This is a genomic window from Pseudomonas sp. AMR01 (assembly GCF_041946035.1).
Lineage (GTDB): Bacteria > Pseudomonadota > Gammaproteobacteria > Pseudomonadales > Pseudomonadaceae > Aquipseudomonas > Aquipseudomonas antarctica_B.
Genome location: NZ_JAUTYR010000018.1, coordinates 48,428 through 62,036, shown reverse-complemented (window position 1 = coordinate 62,036; position 13,609 = coordinate 48,428). Strand labels below are relative to the sequence as shown.

The 13,609-nt window shown below is 60.5% G+C and carries 13 protein-coding genes; 6 read left to right on the top strand and 7 right to left on the bottom strand.

The genetic code is table 11. The features are described 5' to 3' along the window. Nucleotides 1–72 precede the first annotated feature (72 nt). On the bottom strand, nt 73–1,023 hold the full coding sequence (locus tag Q7C20_RS17055; protein ID WP_375068971.1) for a LysR family transcriptional regulator: 951 nt from the start codon (nt 1,021–1,023) through the stop codon (nt 73–75). A 109-nt stretch (nt 1,024–1,132) separates the two neighbouring features. Here Q7C20_RS17055 and Q7C20_RS17050 point away from each other — a divergent pair, with 109 nt between their 5' ends. Then, on the top strand, nt 1,133–1,882 hold the full coding sequence (locus tag Q7C20_RS17050; RefSeq protein WP_375068923.1) for a sulfite exporter TauE/SafE family protein: 750 nt from the start codon (nt 1,133–1,135) through the stop codon (nt 1,880–1,882). Here the strand turns inward: Q7C20_RS17050 and Q7C20_RS17045 are convergent. Then, on the bottom strand, nt 1,872–2,753 hold the full coding sequence (locus tag Q7C20_RS17045) for a LysR family transcriptional regulator (protein ID WP_375068921.1): 882 nt from the start codon (nt 2,751–2,753) through the stop codon (nt 1,872–1,874). The genes Q7C20_RS17050 and Q7C20_RS17045 overlap by 11 nt on opposite strands. A gap of 70 nt (nt 2,754–2,823) precedes the next feature. Here Q7C20_RS17045 and Q7C20_RS17040 point away from each other — a divergent pair, with 70 nt between their 5' ends. Then, entirely contained in the window at nt 2,824–3,030 is a 207-nt protein-coding gene (locus Q7C20_RS17040) for a DUF1127 domain-containing protein (RefSeq protein WP_348056388.1), read from the top strand. Nucleotides 3,031–3,344: 314 nt separating this feature from the next. On the opposite strand, the gene Q7C20_RS17035 is transcribed toward Q7C20_RS17040, so the two are convergent. Continuing rightward, on the bottom strand, nt 3,345–4,691 hold the full coding sequence (locus Q7C20_RS17035) for a class II 3-deoxy-7-phosphoheptulonate synthase (RefSeq protein ID WP_375068918.1): 1,347 nt from the start codon (nt 4,689–4,691) through the stop codon (nt 3,345–3,347). A 124-nt stretch (nt 4,692–4,815) separates the two neighbouring features. Here Q7C20_RS17035 and Q7C20_RS17030 point away from each other — a divergent pair, with 124 nt between their 5' ends. Beyond that, nucleotides 4,816–5,571: a spermidine synthase gene (locus tag Q7C20_RS17030; RefSeq protein ID WP_375068917.1), complete on the top strand. Its 756-nt coding sequence runs from the start codon at nt 4,816–4,818 to the stop codon at nt 5,569–5,571. Between the two features lie 124 nt (nt 5,572–5,695). Here Q7C20_RS17030 and Q7C20_RS17025 read toward each other — a convergent pair whose 3' ends face one another. Beyond that, nucleotides 5,696–6,487 (bottom strand): crotonase/enoyl-CoA hydratase family protein, encoded by a 792-nt coding sequence (locus Q7C20_RS17025; protein WP_375068915.1) that lies wholly within the window; start codon nt 6,485–6,487, stop codon nt 5,696–5,698. 422 nt (nt 6,488–6,909) lie between these two features. On the opposite strand from Q7C20_RS17025, the gene Q7C20_RS17020 reads away from it, so the two are divergent. Beyond that, on the top strand, nt 6,910–8,583 hold the full coding sequence (locus tag Q7C20_RS17020; RefSeq protein ID WP_053255160.1) for a DEAD/DEAH box helicase: 1,674 nt from the start codon (nt 6,910–6,912) through the stop codon (nt 8,581–8,583). A 189-nt stretch (nt 8,584–8,772) separates the two neighbouring features. Here Q7C20_RS17020 and Q7C20_RS17015 read toward each other — a convergent pair whose 3' ends face one another. Then, nucleotides 8,773–9,540: a DODA-type extradiol aromatic ring-opening family dioxygenase gene (locus tag Q7C20_RS17015; protein WP_375068913.1), complete on the bottom strand. Its 768-nt coding sequence runs from the start codon at nt 9,538–9,540 to the stop codon at nt 8,773–8,775. Between the two features lie 103 nt (nt 9,541–9,643). Between Q7C20_RS17015 and Q7C20_RS17010 the strand changes: the two genes are divergently transcribed. Then, entirely contained in the window at nt 9,644–10,300 is a 657-nt protein-coding gene (locus Q7C20_RS17010) for a thiopurine S-methyltransferase (RefSeq protein WP_375068911.1), read from the top strand. 171 nt (nt 10,301–10,471) lie between these two features. Here the strand turns inward: Q7C20_RS17010 and htpX are convergent, their stop codons facing one another. Continuing rightward, a complete protein-coding gene (htpX, locus tag Q7C20_RS17005) occupies nt 10,472–11,359 on the bottom strand; it encodes a protease HtpX (RefSeq protein ID WP_012723005.1) in 888 nt (295 codons plus the stop codon). A 303-nt stretch (nt 11,360–11,662) separates the two neighbouring features. Further along, complete coding sequence (locus Q7C20_RS17000; RefSeq protein ID WP_058411776.1) at nt 11,663–12,874, bottom strand: pyridoxal phosphate-dependent aminotransferase; 1,212 nt, start codon at nt 12,872–12,874, stop codon at nt 11,663–11,665. A gap of 201 nt (nt 12,875–13,075) precedes the next feature. Here Q7C20_RS17000 and msrB point away from each other — a divergent pair, with 201 nt between their 5' ends. After that, nucleotides 13,076–13,468 carry a peptide-methionine (R)-S-oxide reductase MsrB gene (msrB, locus tag Q7C20_RS16995; protein WP_375068908.1) on the top strand — a complete coding sequence of 131 codons (393 nt, stop codon included), beginning with the start codon at nt 13,076–13,078 and terminating at the stop codon, nt 13,466–13,468. Nucleotides 13,469–13,609: the final 141 nt, after the last annotated feature.

Below are 13,609 nucleotides of genomic sequence, written 5' to 3'. Positions count from 1 at the left end.
CTTAAAAGAGCGTGTCTGGGCTGGAATCTAGCGGGCAAACCTTTAATGCGCCAGATAATTCTGGCCGGACGGTCAGACCAAGCCGCTTTGCAGCGCCAGATCCCACGGTGGAACGGGGCTGAAGCGCGATTTCAGGTATTCCAGCAGCAGCCGGCTGCGCGCATTGACCTTTTGTTCCAGTCGCAGCGCGTAGATGCCGCTGGTTTCCGGGTTGGGCAAGCCGTCTTCGCAAAACAGCGGCAGCAACTCGCCGCGCACCAGATATTCACTGGCCAGCCACGTTGGCAGATGGGCGATACCCAAGCCGGCGAGGGCACCGCAAAGCAGCGCTTCGGCGTTGTTGGCGCTCATGCGAATGCGCTTCGGGCGATACGTGGCGCGGCGCCCGTCGAGCTCAAAGCGCCAGGCGAACATTGGCGCCAGGCCGTCCCAATCCAGGCCGTCGTGCTCGCTCAGTTCGCGAGGATGGGTGGGTGTGCCACGGTTTTTCAGATACGCCGGGCTGGCGCAGGCAATGCGTACGATGCTGGCCAGGGGCGTGGCGATCAGCCGGGTGTCGACGATGTGCCCCGCGCGCAACACCAAGTCGACCTTGCCCAAGTGCGCGCCCTGCATATCGACAAAGCTGTCGATCAAATGCAGGTGCACATCCAGCCCCGGGTACACATTCAAAAAGTCCGCAATCACGGGGGCCAGATGCCGCCGACCAAACGCCGCCGGCGCATCCACACGAATCAAGCCCTCTGGCGCATGGCTGAGGGAAACCGCCTCGGCTCGTGCCAATTGCAGCTCGCTGACGATCCGCCGCGCGCGTTCGGCGAAGGCCAGGCCCGCCGGGGTCGGCACTACGGCGTGAGTGCTGCGCTGAAACAAACGGCTGCCCACTGAGCTTTCCAGGCTGTCGATACGCCGGGCCACCGCCGAGGGGGTCAGCGGATGGCGTCGCGCGGCGGCGGAAAAACTGCCGGTCTCCAGTACGTCAAGAAACAGGCCGAGCTGGTCGGTCAAGGCATTCGGGTTCATGGGCGCGCGCTTATGCAGGATTGGCACAGCCATTGTGCGTTGCTGTGCGTTTCCGCACCAGAGCCGACTGCGTAGCATGAGCGGCCTGGGATTTGTGGAGTAGCGCGCGGTGTTGGATTTAGTGATTTACCTGGTATTGGGTGCGGCCCTCGGCACCGTCGGCGGCTTGTTTGGCATCGGCGGCGGGCTGATCGCCATCCCTGTACTGGGCGTGTTGTTCGGCCTTGATCAACAACTCGCCCAAGGCACTGCACTGGTGATGGTCGTGCCCAACGTGATGCTCGCCCTGTGGCGTTACCACCAGCGCAACCGCATCGAATTGCGCCACGCACTGCCGTTGGGCGTGATGGGTTTCAGCTTTGCCTGGCTGGGTTCGATCTGGGCGGTCGGCCTGGATGCAGGTGCCATGCGCATCGGCTTTATCGCGTTTCTGCTGACGCTGTCGGCTTACAACCTGTTGCGCATGTTCACGCGCAATGCGCCGCCAACCGCCGAGATGCGTTATTCCTGGCCCTGGCTCGGCGTGCTGGGCGCCGCCTCCGGCTCTATGGGTGGCTTGTTTGGCGTGGGCGGCGCGGTGGTCGCCACGCCGGTGCTGACAAGCCTGTTCGGCACTACTCAGGTCGTCGCGCAAGGCCTTTCCCTGGCCTTGGCGCTGCCCAGCACAGGCGTGACCCTCGTCACCTACGCTTGGCACCACGAAGTCGACTGGATGATCGGCATGCCCCTGGCCGTCGGCGGCCTGCTGAGTATCAGTTGGGGCGTCAAAGTCGCTCACGCGCTGCCGGAGCGAGTGCTGCGCGGTCTGTTCTGTGGCTTTCTGGCGATTTGCGCGGTGATGTTGACGTTTAAAGTCTGAAGCCTTCGAGGATGTATTGCGCCAGGCAATCGGTAATCGGCGACGTCATCGCCGGGTTGCGCAACAAGCGCAGGTTCATCGACGGCAGTGGCGGAAGGCCTTCGGCGCTCCCGAGTACGCGCAAGTCTTCGGTCACCAGGCTTTCCATGCTGGCCATGATCGCCAAGCCGGAACTGACCACCGCCTGGATGGCCGCCACGTTGGAGCTGTGATACGCCAAGCGATAGTCCCGCCCAACTGCATCCAGTGCCGCGCGGGTCCACTGGCTGCAAAAGCTGTCGACGCCGGAAACTGCCAGAGGCAGGGAATCGTGCTCGTCCAGACAAAAACAGGGCGACGCTACCCACACCATGCGCTCGGAGCGCAACAACTCGCCGACTTCACTCCCTGGCTCACGGCTGATCACCGTCAACGCCAGGTCGCGGCGCTGCATCAGCACCTGTGACGACTCGCAGTGCATCTCGATCTGGATCAACGGGTAGGCTTTGGAAAACCGCTTGAGAATCCCCGGCAAAAACCGCATCACGTAGTCATCCGGCGTGCCGATGCGCACCAGCCCGACCATATGCGGCTCGCGCAGGGTGTTAAACACCTCACTGTGCAGCTTCAGGATGCGCCGCGCATAACCCAGCAGCACCTGGCCCTCGGGCGTCAGCCGAACCTGGCGCCCGTCGCGCTCAAACAGCTTGCGCTGCAGCACGTCTTCTTCCAGGCGCTTCATCTGCATGCTCACCGCCGATTGGGTGCGGTTGACCACTTCACCAGCACGGGTAAAACCGCCCAGATCGGCGATGGCGACGAAGGTGCGCAGCACGTCTGTGTCGATGCTCGGGTAGGCGGACAATTGATCAATCTCCGAGATGTATTGCATAAGAAACATTCGTTGGATTGATCATAAGTCAGGGCACACACTCGCGTCATCCCCACTGGAGGGCGAGAAGATGAAAGGTCAGACAGGTTTTGTGTTGATGGCGAAACGCCCGTTTTCCGGGCTGTTTCACACAATTGCGCGTTGGCAGACGTTGCATCAGGAACGCCGGTTGCTGGCGAGTTTGAATGACGATGCGCTCAAGGACATCGGGCTCAATCGTTGCGATGTAGAGCAGGAGCGCCACCTGCATTTCTGGCAAGACCCGATGCGAAAATGACCCGCGATGGAGTTGGGTGGTCGGCGCGCACCAATGCTGCAGGTTTGAGGCGTTGTGGTGGGCGGGCTTGGTGTGGTGAGTGGGCCTGGTGTGGTGAGGGTGCTTGTTGTGGCGAGCGGGCTTGCCCCGCGTTGGGCTGCGCAGCAGCCCCAAAACCAACGCCTCAATTTTATCTGAAGGACCCCGGTGAGCTTAACTGGGGCCGCTGCGCAGCCCAACGCGGGGCAAGCCCGCTCGCCACAACAGGCCCGCTCGCCACAACAAGCACCCTCGCCACAACAGGCCCGCTAGCCACAGGCCTTTGTTGTCGGGCCTTAGCGCTTGACCTGTTTCAACGTCTCGGCAATCAAAAACGCCAGCTCCAGCGACTGATCGGCGTTCATCCGCGGGTCGCAATGGGTGTGGTAGCGGTCCGACAAACCGTCTTCAGTAATCGGCCGCGCGCCGCCGATGCACTCGGTGACGTTCTGCCCGGTCATCTCGATATGAATCCCGCCGGCATAGCTGCCTTCGGCCTGATGCACCTGGAAGAACTCCTTCACTTCGCCAAGGATCTGCGCGAAGTCGCGGGTCTTGTAACCGCTGCTGGCCTTGATGGTGTTGCCATGCATCGGGTCCGAACTCCACAGCACCTGCTTGCCCTCGCGCTGCACGGCGCGAATCAGGTTTGGCAGGTGGTCGCCAACCTTGCCGGCGCCCATGCGTGCGATCAGGTTGAGGCGGCCAGGGTCGTTGTCCGGGTTGAGGATGTCGATCAGGCGGATCAGGTCGTCGGGGTTCATGCTCGGGCCGACTTTAACGCCGATCGGGTTGTTTACCCCGCGCAGGAACTCAACGTGGGCGCCGTCCAGCTGACGGGTGCGGTCGCCGATCCACAGCATGTGGGCCGAGCAGTCGTAGTAGTCGTTGGTCAGGCTGTCGCGGCGCACGAAGGCTTGCTCGTAGTTGAGCAGCAGCGCTTCGTGGGCAGTGAAAAAGCTGGTTTCGCGCAGTTGCGGCGAGCTGTCCATGCCGCAGGCGCGCATGAAGGCCAGGGTTTCGTCGATGCGGTCCGCCAGCTGGCTGTACTTTTCGGCCAGCGCGGAGTTGGCGATGAAGTCCAGGTTCCACTTGTGCACTTGGTGCAGGTCGGCGAAACCGCCCTGGGCAAAGGCGCGCAGCAGGTTAAGGGTCGCGGTGGACTGGTGGTAGGACTGCAGCAGGCGGTCCGGGTCCGGCACGCGGCTTTTGAGGTCGAAGCCAATGCCGTTGACGATGTCGCCACGGTAGGCGGGCAGGGTCACGCCGTCGATGGTTTCATCGTTGGCCGAGCGCGGCTTGGCGAACTGGCCGGCCATGCGCCCGACTTTCACCACCGGGCAGCCGGCAGCGAAGGTCATCACGATGGCCATCTGCAACAGCACCTTGAAGGTGTCGCGGATCTTCGCGGCGGAGAACTCGGCAAAGCTTTCGGCGCAGTCGCCGCCCTGTAACAGGAAGGCGCGACCCTGGGTCACTTCGGCGAATTGACGGCGCAACTCGCGGGCTTCCCCGGCAAACACCAGCGGCGGGTAGCTGGCCAGGTTCTGCTCCACTTGCAGCAAGTGCGCAGCGTCCGGGTACTGGGGTTGTTGCTGGATCGGCAGGGCGCGCCAGCTGTCGGGGGTCCAGGGTTGGCTCATCATGAACTCGATAGGGTGATTGACGGTCGGGCGCCAATGTTATCAGCAATTAGTGCGTGACCTGTTGCCGCCGGTTGGCCGACAATCGCGCCTTTGCCCTGCGGTAAACCCTTTAGGAGTCGTGATGACCGAAGAGCGTGTCGAGCGCCTGTTGGCCGAGGTCCATGATGACTTCGGCATGATCCGCGTGCTCGAAGTGGCCGACTATCGTTTTCTCGAATTTGGCGACGCCATCGAGCAAAGCTGCGTATTCACCGCCGACCCAAGCTGGCTGGAGTACGACTATACCCGCGCGATGCTGATTGGTGCCTTGTGCCACGAGCTGCCGGAAAGCGCGCTGTTCCTCGGTTTGGGGGCCGGCACGTTGACTCAGGCCTGCCTCAAGTTCCTGCCGCTGGAAGACGTCGAAGCCATCGAACTGCGCCCTGACGTACCGCGCCTGGCCATTGAATATTTGGGCCTGGACGACGACCCGCGCTTGTACATCCGCATTGGCGACGCTTTGCAATTGCTGGATACCGCCGAATCCGCCGACCTGATTTTCGTCGATCTCTATACCGACGTCGGGCCTGGCGTGGGGCACCTGGCCTGGACGTTTCTGGAAAACTGCCAGAAGAAGCTCAACCCCGGCGGTTGGCTGGTGATCAACCAGTGGGCGACCGACGACGGCAAGCCGTTGGGTGCGGCGTTGTTGCGTGGCTTGTATCACCGGCATTACTGGGAGCTGCCGGTGAAGGAGGGCAATGTGATTTTGCTGGTGCCTTCTGAGCTGGATCAAGAGCTGGATATTGATGCGCTGTCGGATCGGGCCGAGGCATTGGCGCCGCAGTTGGGCTATTCGTTGCAGGGGTTGATCAAGGCTATCCGGCCTGCGACCTAGTTGTCTAGTCTGACGCCTTCGCGAGCAAGCCCGCTCCCACATTTCGATTTGTGAATACATTCCAAATGTGGGAGCGGGCTTGCTCGCGAAGAGGCCATCCCTGTCGACATCTGATTCAGACCGTTCAAATACCTTTAAACACTCCAGGCCGCTTCTCAACCATCGCCCGCACACCTTCCTTGGCATCCTCGCTGTTCAACAATTTCTCCACCACCACCTGCAACCCCGCCGCAGCGACGGCCTCACCTTCCATGCGCGCCTGACGCGCCGACATCAACGTGGCCTGCACGCCCAGCGGCGCCTGGCGGGCAATCCGGTTAGCCAGTTCAATCGCGCGCGGCAGCAAGTCTTCACTGGCCATCACCTCCTGAACCAGGCCCAACCGCAAGGCTTCATGCGCATCAAACTCGTCACCGGTGAGCAACCAGCGCATGGCATTGCCCCAGCCGGCAATCTGATGAAAGCGCAATGTCGCGCCGCCAAACGGAAAGATCCCACGCTGCACTTCCATCTGCGCAAAGCGCGTGTTGCTCGCGCAAATATTGATATCCGCCGCCAGCATCAACTCGATGCCGAGGGTCAGGCAGTATCCTTTGGCTGCCACGATCACCGGCTTGCTGACCCTGGGGCCGGCGAATACGCCCCACGGATCGCAGCCGCCCAGCGGCGGCTGCCAGCCTCCCGACATCACGGCGCTGACATTCGCCAGGTCCAGCCCGGCGGTGAAATGGTCACCGTGGGCAAACACCACAGCCACCCGCGCGTCGGCATTTCGATCAAATTCGCCATAGGCCAGACTCAGTTCATTGAGCAAATCCAGGTCGAAGGCGTTGCGCTTGTCGACGCGGTCCAGGCCCAGCAGCAAGACATGGCCCTGTAATTCACGACTGACGCGACTGCTGCTGGCTTGATTCATCGGGTTTGCCCTCGGGTACGGGTTGGGGTTTCAGACCAAAGGTCTCTGTCGATAGGTGAAACGTTTAAGCTTTATGACCAACATGGCCGGGCCTTTGAAAAATAGACCTTGCCGGTGTTATCTGCAAAGACCGTGATCCAGCTCGGTTTATCAGTGTTTTCCGATAAAAAAAGCTCCCTTTTTCAGGTATTTCCGGTATAGTGCGCGCCGGCCTTTAACCGGGCCGCGTTTAGGTAGCGCAATTCCCCGAAGTCAGCTTCGGCTGCACGTCCGCACAGCGGACTCTCCCTTGACGAATCTTTTTCATTCATTCGTTTTCGCAAATCCCCGCCGACAAAGCAGCCAGGGCGACTCTTGAGTCTCAACACGGCATGCGCAGCTTTGGAGCATGGGTCTTTGCGGATGCACTTAGAGGCAGACCCATGACCCAGGAAACCGGCGGCTTCGCCGCTTTTAATCTTAACCCGAACATTCTTGCTGCCGTCATCGCGACTGGCTACGAAGAACCTTCGGCTATTCAGCAGCAATCGATCCCGATCATCATGGCCGGCCAAGACATGATTGGCCAGGCGCAAACCGGTACCGGTAAAACCGCCGCGTTCGCTCTGCCAATCCTGCACTGCATCGATCCTGCCAAGCGCGAGCCGCAAGCCCTGATCCTGGCGCCAACCCGTGAGTTGGCGCTGCAAGTAGCAACCGCTTTCGAAACCTACGCCAAGCAAATGCCGGGTGTAACCGTTGTGGCCGTTTACGGCGGCGCGCCTATGGGCCCACAACTGAAAGCAATCCGTAACGGCGCACAGATCGTTGTCGCCACCCCGGGCCGTCTGTGCGACCACCTGCGTCGTGACGAGAAAGTGCTGTCGACCGTGAACCACCTGGTTCTCGACGAAGCTGACGAAATGTTGAAGCTGGGCTTTATGGATGACCTGGAAGTCATCTTCAAGGCACTGCCACCGACCCGTCAGACCGTACTGTTCTCGGCCACCCTGCCACAGTCGATCCGTGCCATTGCCGAACGCCACCTGCGCGATCCGCAACACGTGAAGATCCAGACCAAGACTCAGACCGTTACCGCGATCGAACAGGCTCACCTGTTGGTTCACGCTGACCAGAAGACCTCGGCTGTATTGAGCCTGCTGGAAGTTGAAGACTTCGACGCCCTGATCATGTTCGTGCGCACCAAGCAAGCGACCCTGGACCTGGCCAGTGCCCTGGAAGCCAAAGGCTACAAAGCCGCTGCGCTGAACGGTGACATCGCCCAGAACCAGCGTGAGCGCGTGATCGACTCCCTCAAGGATGGCCGTCTGGACATCGTTGTTGCGACCGACGTAGCTGCTCGTGGCCTCGACGTTCCACGTATCACCCACGTGTTCAACGTTGACATGCCTTACGATCCAGAGTCCTACGTTCACCGTATCGGCCGTACTGGCCGTGCGGGTCGCGAAGGTCGTGCACTGCTGCTGGTGACTCCACGTGAGCGCCGCATGCTGCAAGTGATCGAGCGCGTAACCGGTCAGAAAGTTGCCGAAGTCCGCCTGCCGGATGCCCAGGCTGTTCTGGATGCTCGCATCAAGAAACTGACCAACAGCCTGTCGCCGCTGGTGGCTGACGCTGAATCGACCCACGGCGAATTGCTCGACCGCCTGACCGCCGATATCGGTTGCACCCCGCGTGCCCTGGCTGCCGCCCTGCTGCGCAAAGCTACCAACGGTCAGGCGCTGACCCTGGCTGCGATCGAGAAAGAACGCCCACTGGTTCCGAACAACGCGCCACGCGGTGATCGTCCAGAGCGTACTGGCGACCGTCCAGACCGTGGTGATCGTGAGCGTCGCGCTCCGGTTCCATTGGCTGAAGGCCGTGCTCGTTGCCGTACCGCGCTGGGCGCGCGTGATGGTATTGCTGCCAAGAACCTGCTGGGCGCTATCCTCAACGAGGGTGGCCTGGCACGTGAAGCGATCGGCCGTATCCAGGTACGTGACAGCTTCTCCCTGGTGGAGCTGCCGGAAGATGGTCTGGAAAAACTGCTGGCCAAGTTGAAAGACACTCGCGTGGCGGGCAAGCAGCTGAAGCTGCGTCGCTATCGCGAAGATTGATCTGCCTTTTGGGCTGATTGATCGCACATAAAAAATCCCCGACTGGTTCGGGGATTTTTTTGCCTGATTTTTGGATCAGCACTCGGTCCAATGTGGGAGCGGGCTTGCTCGCGAATGCAGTGTGTCAGTCACCGGAAATCTCGACTGATCCAGCGCTTTTGCGAGCCCGCTCCCACATTTAGATCTGGGTTAGCCGAAGCGGTAGATATCCATCCCCAGCGCACCCATGGTGAACCCCTGATGCGCCACGCTGAAATCACCCCCCGCGCCGCGTGCGAAGTACAGCGGCAACAGGTGTTCATCGCTAGGATGATTGCGCACCGCATGGGGCGCCTGACGACGGTAATCGTGCAAGGCCGCCTCATCATTGGCGGCGAGTTTATCCACCACCCAATCCCTGAAGTCCCGCGCCCAAGGCTCAATACTCTCAGGCCCGGCGTGCCAGTTAAGCTCCCCCAGGTTATGGGTAATGCTCCCTGAACCAATCAACAACACACCGCGTTCGCGCAGGCTGGCCAAGGCGTTGCCGACACGTGTCTGCAGGGGAGGGCCCATGCGACTAGGCAGAGACACCTGAACCACCGGGATATCCGCCGCCGGGTACATCAATGACAGCGGCACCCACGTGCCATGGTCAAAGGGGCGCCGGTCATCGACGCGCGCATTCAAACCATCGGTGTGCAGCAGCTCAACAATTTCGCTCGCCAGTTGCGGGTCGCCCGGCGCCGGGTATTGCACGGCGAACAATTCACGCGGGAAGCCGCCAAAGTCGTGCCAGGTTTCCGGCGCAGGGTTGCCGCTGACCAGCAATTCCTGGCTCTCCCAATGAGCGGAGACCACCACAATCGCGTTCGGGCGCGGCAGTTCGGCGGCTAAGCGCTGAAGCGCCGGGCCACTGGCGCCAGGTTGCAGGGCCAGCATGGGCGAGCCGTGAGATATATACAGGCTGGGGAGCATAACGGGTGTCCTGAGCGTTAACATGAGCCCATCTTCAATCAGATCATTGATCTAAATCTAATATAAGTTTTAGCGCCTTTTGATCGAATTTTCAGGGGGATTTATGGAGCCCAAGTTTTGGCAAGAGCGCTGGGCGCGCAATCAGATCGGCTTTCACCTGCCCGACGTTAACCCTTACCTGCAACGGCACTGGCCACAACTCGCGCTGGCTGAAGGCGCCAGGGTGCTGGTGCCGCTGTGTGGCAAGAGCCTGGATGTGATGTGGTTAGCGAGTTTGGGTCATCGCGTGATGGGGGTTGAGCTGTCGGAGCAGGCTGTGGAGGCGTTCTTCGATGAGCAGGGGCTCACGCCACGCATCTCTGGGCAAGGCGCGTTCAAGGTGTATCAGGCTGACTCGATCGAGCTGTGGTGCGGGGATTTCTTTGCACTGGGCGCAGAAGCTGTTGCCGGTTGCAGCGCTCTCTATGACCGCGCCGCGCTGATTGCCTTGCCGCCCTTGATGCGGGCGCAGTACGCGGAGCATCTGACTACCTTGCTGGGTTCTGGCTGTCAGGGGCTGCTGATCACCCTCGATTACGACCAGGCGCAAAAAGCCGGCCCGCCGTTTGCGGTGATGGATGAAGAAGTTGAGGTGCTGTTTGGGGCTCACTGGGGCCTGAATGTACTGGAGGAGCAGGATATTCTGGGGGAGAGCTGGAAGTTTGTGCAGGACGGCGTTACGCGGTTGGAAGAGCGTGTCTATCAACTGACAAGGTGCTGACCCTGCCATCGCCATCGCGGGCAAGCCCGGCTCCCACATTGACCGAGTTTTTCACAGTTTATGTGAGGCTGGGCAGATCCCTGTGGAAGTCGGGCTCGCCCGCGATGACAATTCAGGCACCCACAAAAAAGGGGCGATTAAATCGCCCCTTCCTGTGTCGCTGCCTCGCTGTCAGCCGCGACGACGCAACGCGTCGATACGCTCTTCCAGCGGCGGGTGACTCATGAACAACCGAGCCATGCCTTGTTTGATGCCGCCGTTGATGCCAAAAGCGGTCAGGCTGTCCGGCATATGCACCGGCAGGCCCTGTTCGGAACGCAAGTGTTGCAGCGCTGCGATCATCGCACCGGTACCGGCCAGGCGAGCACCGGCTTCGTCTGCGCGGAATTCGCGTTTGCGCGAGAACCACATGGTGATCGCACTGGCCAGAAAGCCCAGCACCACTTCAGCGAAGATGGTCGCCACGAAGTAGGCGATACCGCGGCCGCCTTCGTTTTTGAAGATCACCTTGTCGACGAAGTTGCCGATAATCCGCGCGAAGAACATCACAAAGGTGTTCACCACGCCCTGTACCAGCGCCAGGGTGACCATGTCACCGTTGGCCACGTGGCCGATCTCGTGAGCCAGCACGGCTTTCACTTCATCGTAGGAAAAGCGTTCCAGCATGCCCTGGCTCACTGCAACGAGCGCGTCGTTCTTGTTCCAGCCGGTGGCAAAGGCGTTGGCTTCGTAAGCCGGGAAGATCCCGACCTCAGGCATCTTGATACCGGCTTCGCGGGACAGCTGCTCCACAGTCTGCAGCAACCATTGCTCATGCCGGGTGCGCGGCTGGGTGATGACCTGCGTGCTGGTGCTCATCTTCGCCATCCACTTGGAGATGAACAGCGAGAACAGCGAGCCGGCAAAACCAAAGACTGCACAGAAAACCAGGAGCTGATTGAGGTTCAGATCGACCCCGTTGGCCGCCATGAACCCGTTGAAGCCGAACAGGCTCAGGGTGATGCTGGCAATCAGCACGACCGCCAGGTTAGTGGCCAAGAACAGCAGGATGCGCATCATGGTTGTAGAATTCTCCTCATGCTTAATATGTCGCGTACTGCGGGGTATATAAGGTGCGCCTTGGGGTGATTCAACTGGGCGACTATTTCAAACTGTGTCCTACAGCTTGAATGTAGAGCCCTGAAGGGATTTTCCGAGCTGGAAAGCCTGCGGACTTCACCGTGATCTTGCCTCGCCGTCCCGTAATTACAGGGGCTGACCGATCCTTGGTATGCCGCGACAGAGGGGAAGGGGAGAAAGACAGAGAAGTGTTGCCAGATACTCGCTGTACGACCGAATACCGGCCGTACAGCGCAACATCCCTTACTGGCGATAGGACTTGAGGAAGTTGCCGATGCGACCGATGGCCATGTCCAGGTCATCCACACGCGGCAATGTCACCACGCGAAAGTGATCCGGCCACGGCCAGTTGAACGCAGTTCCTTGCACAACCAGCAGCTTTTCCGACAACAGCAGGTCGAGCACGAACTTCTCGTCGTTGAAAATCGGGCAGACTTTCGGGTCGATGCGTGGGAAGGCGTACAGCGCGCCCATGGGTTTTACGCAACTGACGCCCGGAATCGCGTTGAGCAACTCCCACGTACGGTTGCGCTGCTCCAGCAGGCGGCCTTGCGGCAGCACCAGGTCGTTGATGCTCTGGTAGCCGCCGAGGGCGGTCTGGATGGCGTGCTGGCTCGGCACGTTGGCACACAGGCGCATATTGGCGAGCATGTCGATGCCTTCGATGTAGCTCTGGGCGTTGTGCTTGGGGCCGGAAATGGCGATCCAGCCGGAGCGGAAGCCCGCCACGCGGTAAGACTTCGACAGGCCGTTGAAGGTCAGGCACAGCAGGTCCGGCGCCAGGGAACCCGTGCAGATGTGCACGGCGTCATCGTAGAGGATCTTGTCGTAGATCTCGTCGGAGAACACCACCAGGTTGTGCTGACGCGCCAGTTCGAGCATGCCCAGCAGCACTTCCTTTGAGTACACGGCGCCGGTGGGATTGTTCGGGTTGATGATCACCAGGGCCTTGGTGTTCGGGGTGATCTTGGCCTTGATGTCGGCAAGGTCCGGGAACCAGTCGGCGCCTTCATCGCACAGGTAGTGCACCGGGTGGCCGCCAGCCAGGGTTACAGCCGCCGTCCACAGCGGGTAGTCGGGCGCCGGCACCAGCACTTCGTCGCCATTGTTGAGCAAGGCTTGCATGGACATCACGATCAGCTCGGACACGCCATTGCCCAGGTAGATGTCTTCGATGCCGACACCTTCAACCTGCTTCTGCTGGTAGTACTGCATCACGGCTTTACGCGCGCTGAACAGGCCTTTGGAATCGCTGTAGCCCTGGGCGGTCGGCAGGTTGCGGATCACGTCCTGAAGGATTTCATCCGGCGCTTCGAAACCAAAGGGCGCCGGGTTGCCAATGTTCAGCTTGAGGATGCGATGGCCTTCCTCTTCCAGGCGTTTGGCGTGCTTGAGCACTGGGCCGCGAATGTCGTAGCAGACGTTGGCGAGCTTGTTCGATTTGCTGACCTGCATGGCGATGTGATCCTGAAAATGAACGATCCAGACGGTGTGGAGACTACCGTACTGTGAATCCCGCAGGGCCGCCCCCATAAATACGTTTGAATGCCGGTAGCGCGGGTGCCAGACTGGCGTTTTGAAGAGGCGCAATCATACGTGCCGCCTGATCCATGGAAAAGACACAGATCAGGGTTTTTCAGTTGCCGAGGTGTACCGATGGATAAGTTGCAGAAAACCGTTGAAGAATGGAAGGAGATGCTCGACCCCGAGCAGTACAACGTGTGCCGCCTCAAAGGCACCGAGCGCCCGTTTTCAGGCAAGTACAATGCCACCAAGACCGACGGCGTGTACCACTGCATCTGTTGTAACGAGGCGTTGTTCGATTCGACCACCAAGTTCGATTCGGGCTGCGGCTGGCCGAGCTTCTACGCGCCGATTGCCGACAGCGCGATGATTGAGATCCGTGACGTCAGCCACGGCATGATCCGCACCGAAGTCACCTGCGCCAAGTGCGACGCGCACCTAGGGCACGTGTTCCCTGACGGCCCACCGCCGACGGGTTTGCGGTACTGCATCAACTCGGTGTGCCTGGACCTCGTGCCGCGCTAGGGCAACCAGCACCCTCCAGCTGTGGGAGCGGGCTTGCTCGCGAAGGCGGTGTATCAGTCAATTTATTCGGAGACTGACACACCGCCTTCGCGAGCAAGCCCGCTCCCACAGTTAAATCGAGTAAGACGGGAAGAATGGGTA

Bases quoted from the DNA above. Each gene is read 5' to 3' on its own strand.
- Q7C20_RS17040 (WP_348056388.1), top strand. From the start codon at position 2,824: ATGAAAGGTCAGACAGGTTTTGTGTTGATGGCGAAACGCCCGTTTTCC.
- htpX (WP_012723005.1), bottom strand. From the start codon at position 11,359: ATGATGCGCATCCTGCTGTTCTTGGCCACTAACCTGGCGGTCGTGCTG.
- Q7C20_RS17030 (WP_375068917.1), top strand. From the start codon at position 4,816: ATGACCGAAGAGCGTGTCGAGCGCCTGTTGGCCGAGGTCCATGATGAC.
- Q7C20_RS17010 (WP_375068911.1), top strand. From the start codon at position 9,644: ATGGAGCCCAAGTTTTGGCAAGAGCGCTGGGCGCGCAATCAGATCGGC.
- Q7C20_RS17035 (WP_375068918.1), bottom strand. From the start codon at position 4,691: ATGAGCCAACCCTGGACCCCCGACAGCTGGCGCGCCCTGCCGATCCAG.
- Q7C20_RS17020 (WP_053255160.1), top strand. From the start codon at position 6,910: ATGACCCAGGAAACCGGCGGCTTCGCCGCTTTTAATCTTAACCCGAAC.
- Q7C20_RS17000 (WP_058411776.1), bottom strand. From the start codon at position 12,874: ATGCAGGTCAGCAAATCGAACAAGCTCGCCAACGTCTGCTACGACATT.
- msrB (WP_375068908.1), top strand. From the start codon at position 13,076: ATGGATAAGTTGCAGAAAACCGTTGAAGAATGGAAGGAGATGCTCGAC.
- Q7C20_RS17015 (WP_375068913.1), bottom strand. From the start codon at position 9,540: ATGCTCCCCAGCCTGTATATATCTCACGGCTCGCCCATGCTGGCCCTG.
- Q7C20_RS17045 (WP_375068921.1), bottom strand. From the start codon at position 2,753: ATGCAATACATCTCGGAGATTGATCAATTGTCCGCCTACCCGAGCATC.
- Q7C20_RS17025 (WP_375068915.1), bottom strand. From the start codon at position 6,487: ATGAATCAAGCCAGCAGCAGTCGCGTCAGTCGTGAATTACAGGGCCAT.
- Q7C20_RS17055 (WP_375068971.1), bottom strand. From the start codon at position 1,023: ATGAACCCGAATGCCTTGACCGACCAGCTCGGCCTGTTTCTTGACGTA.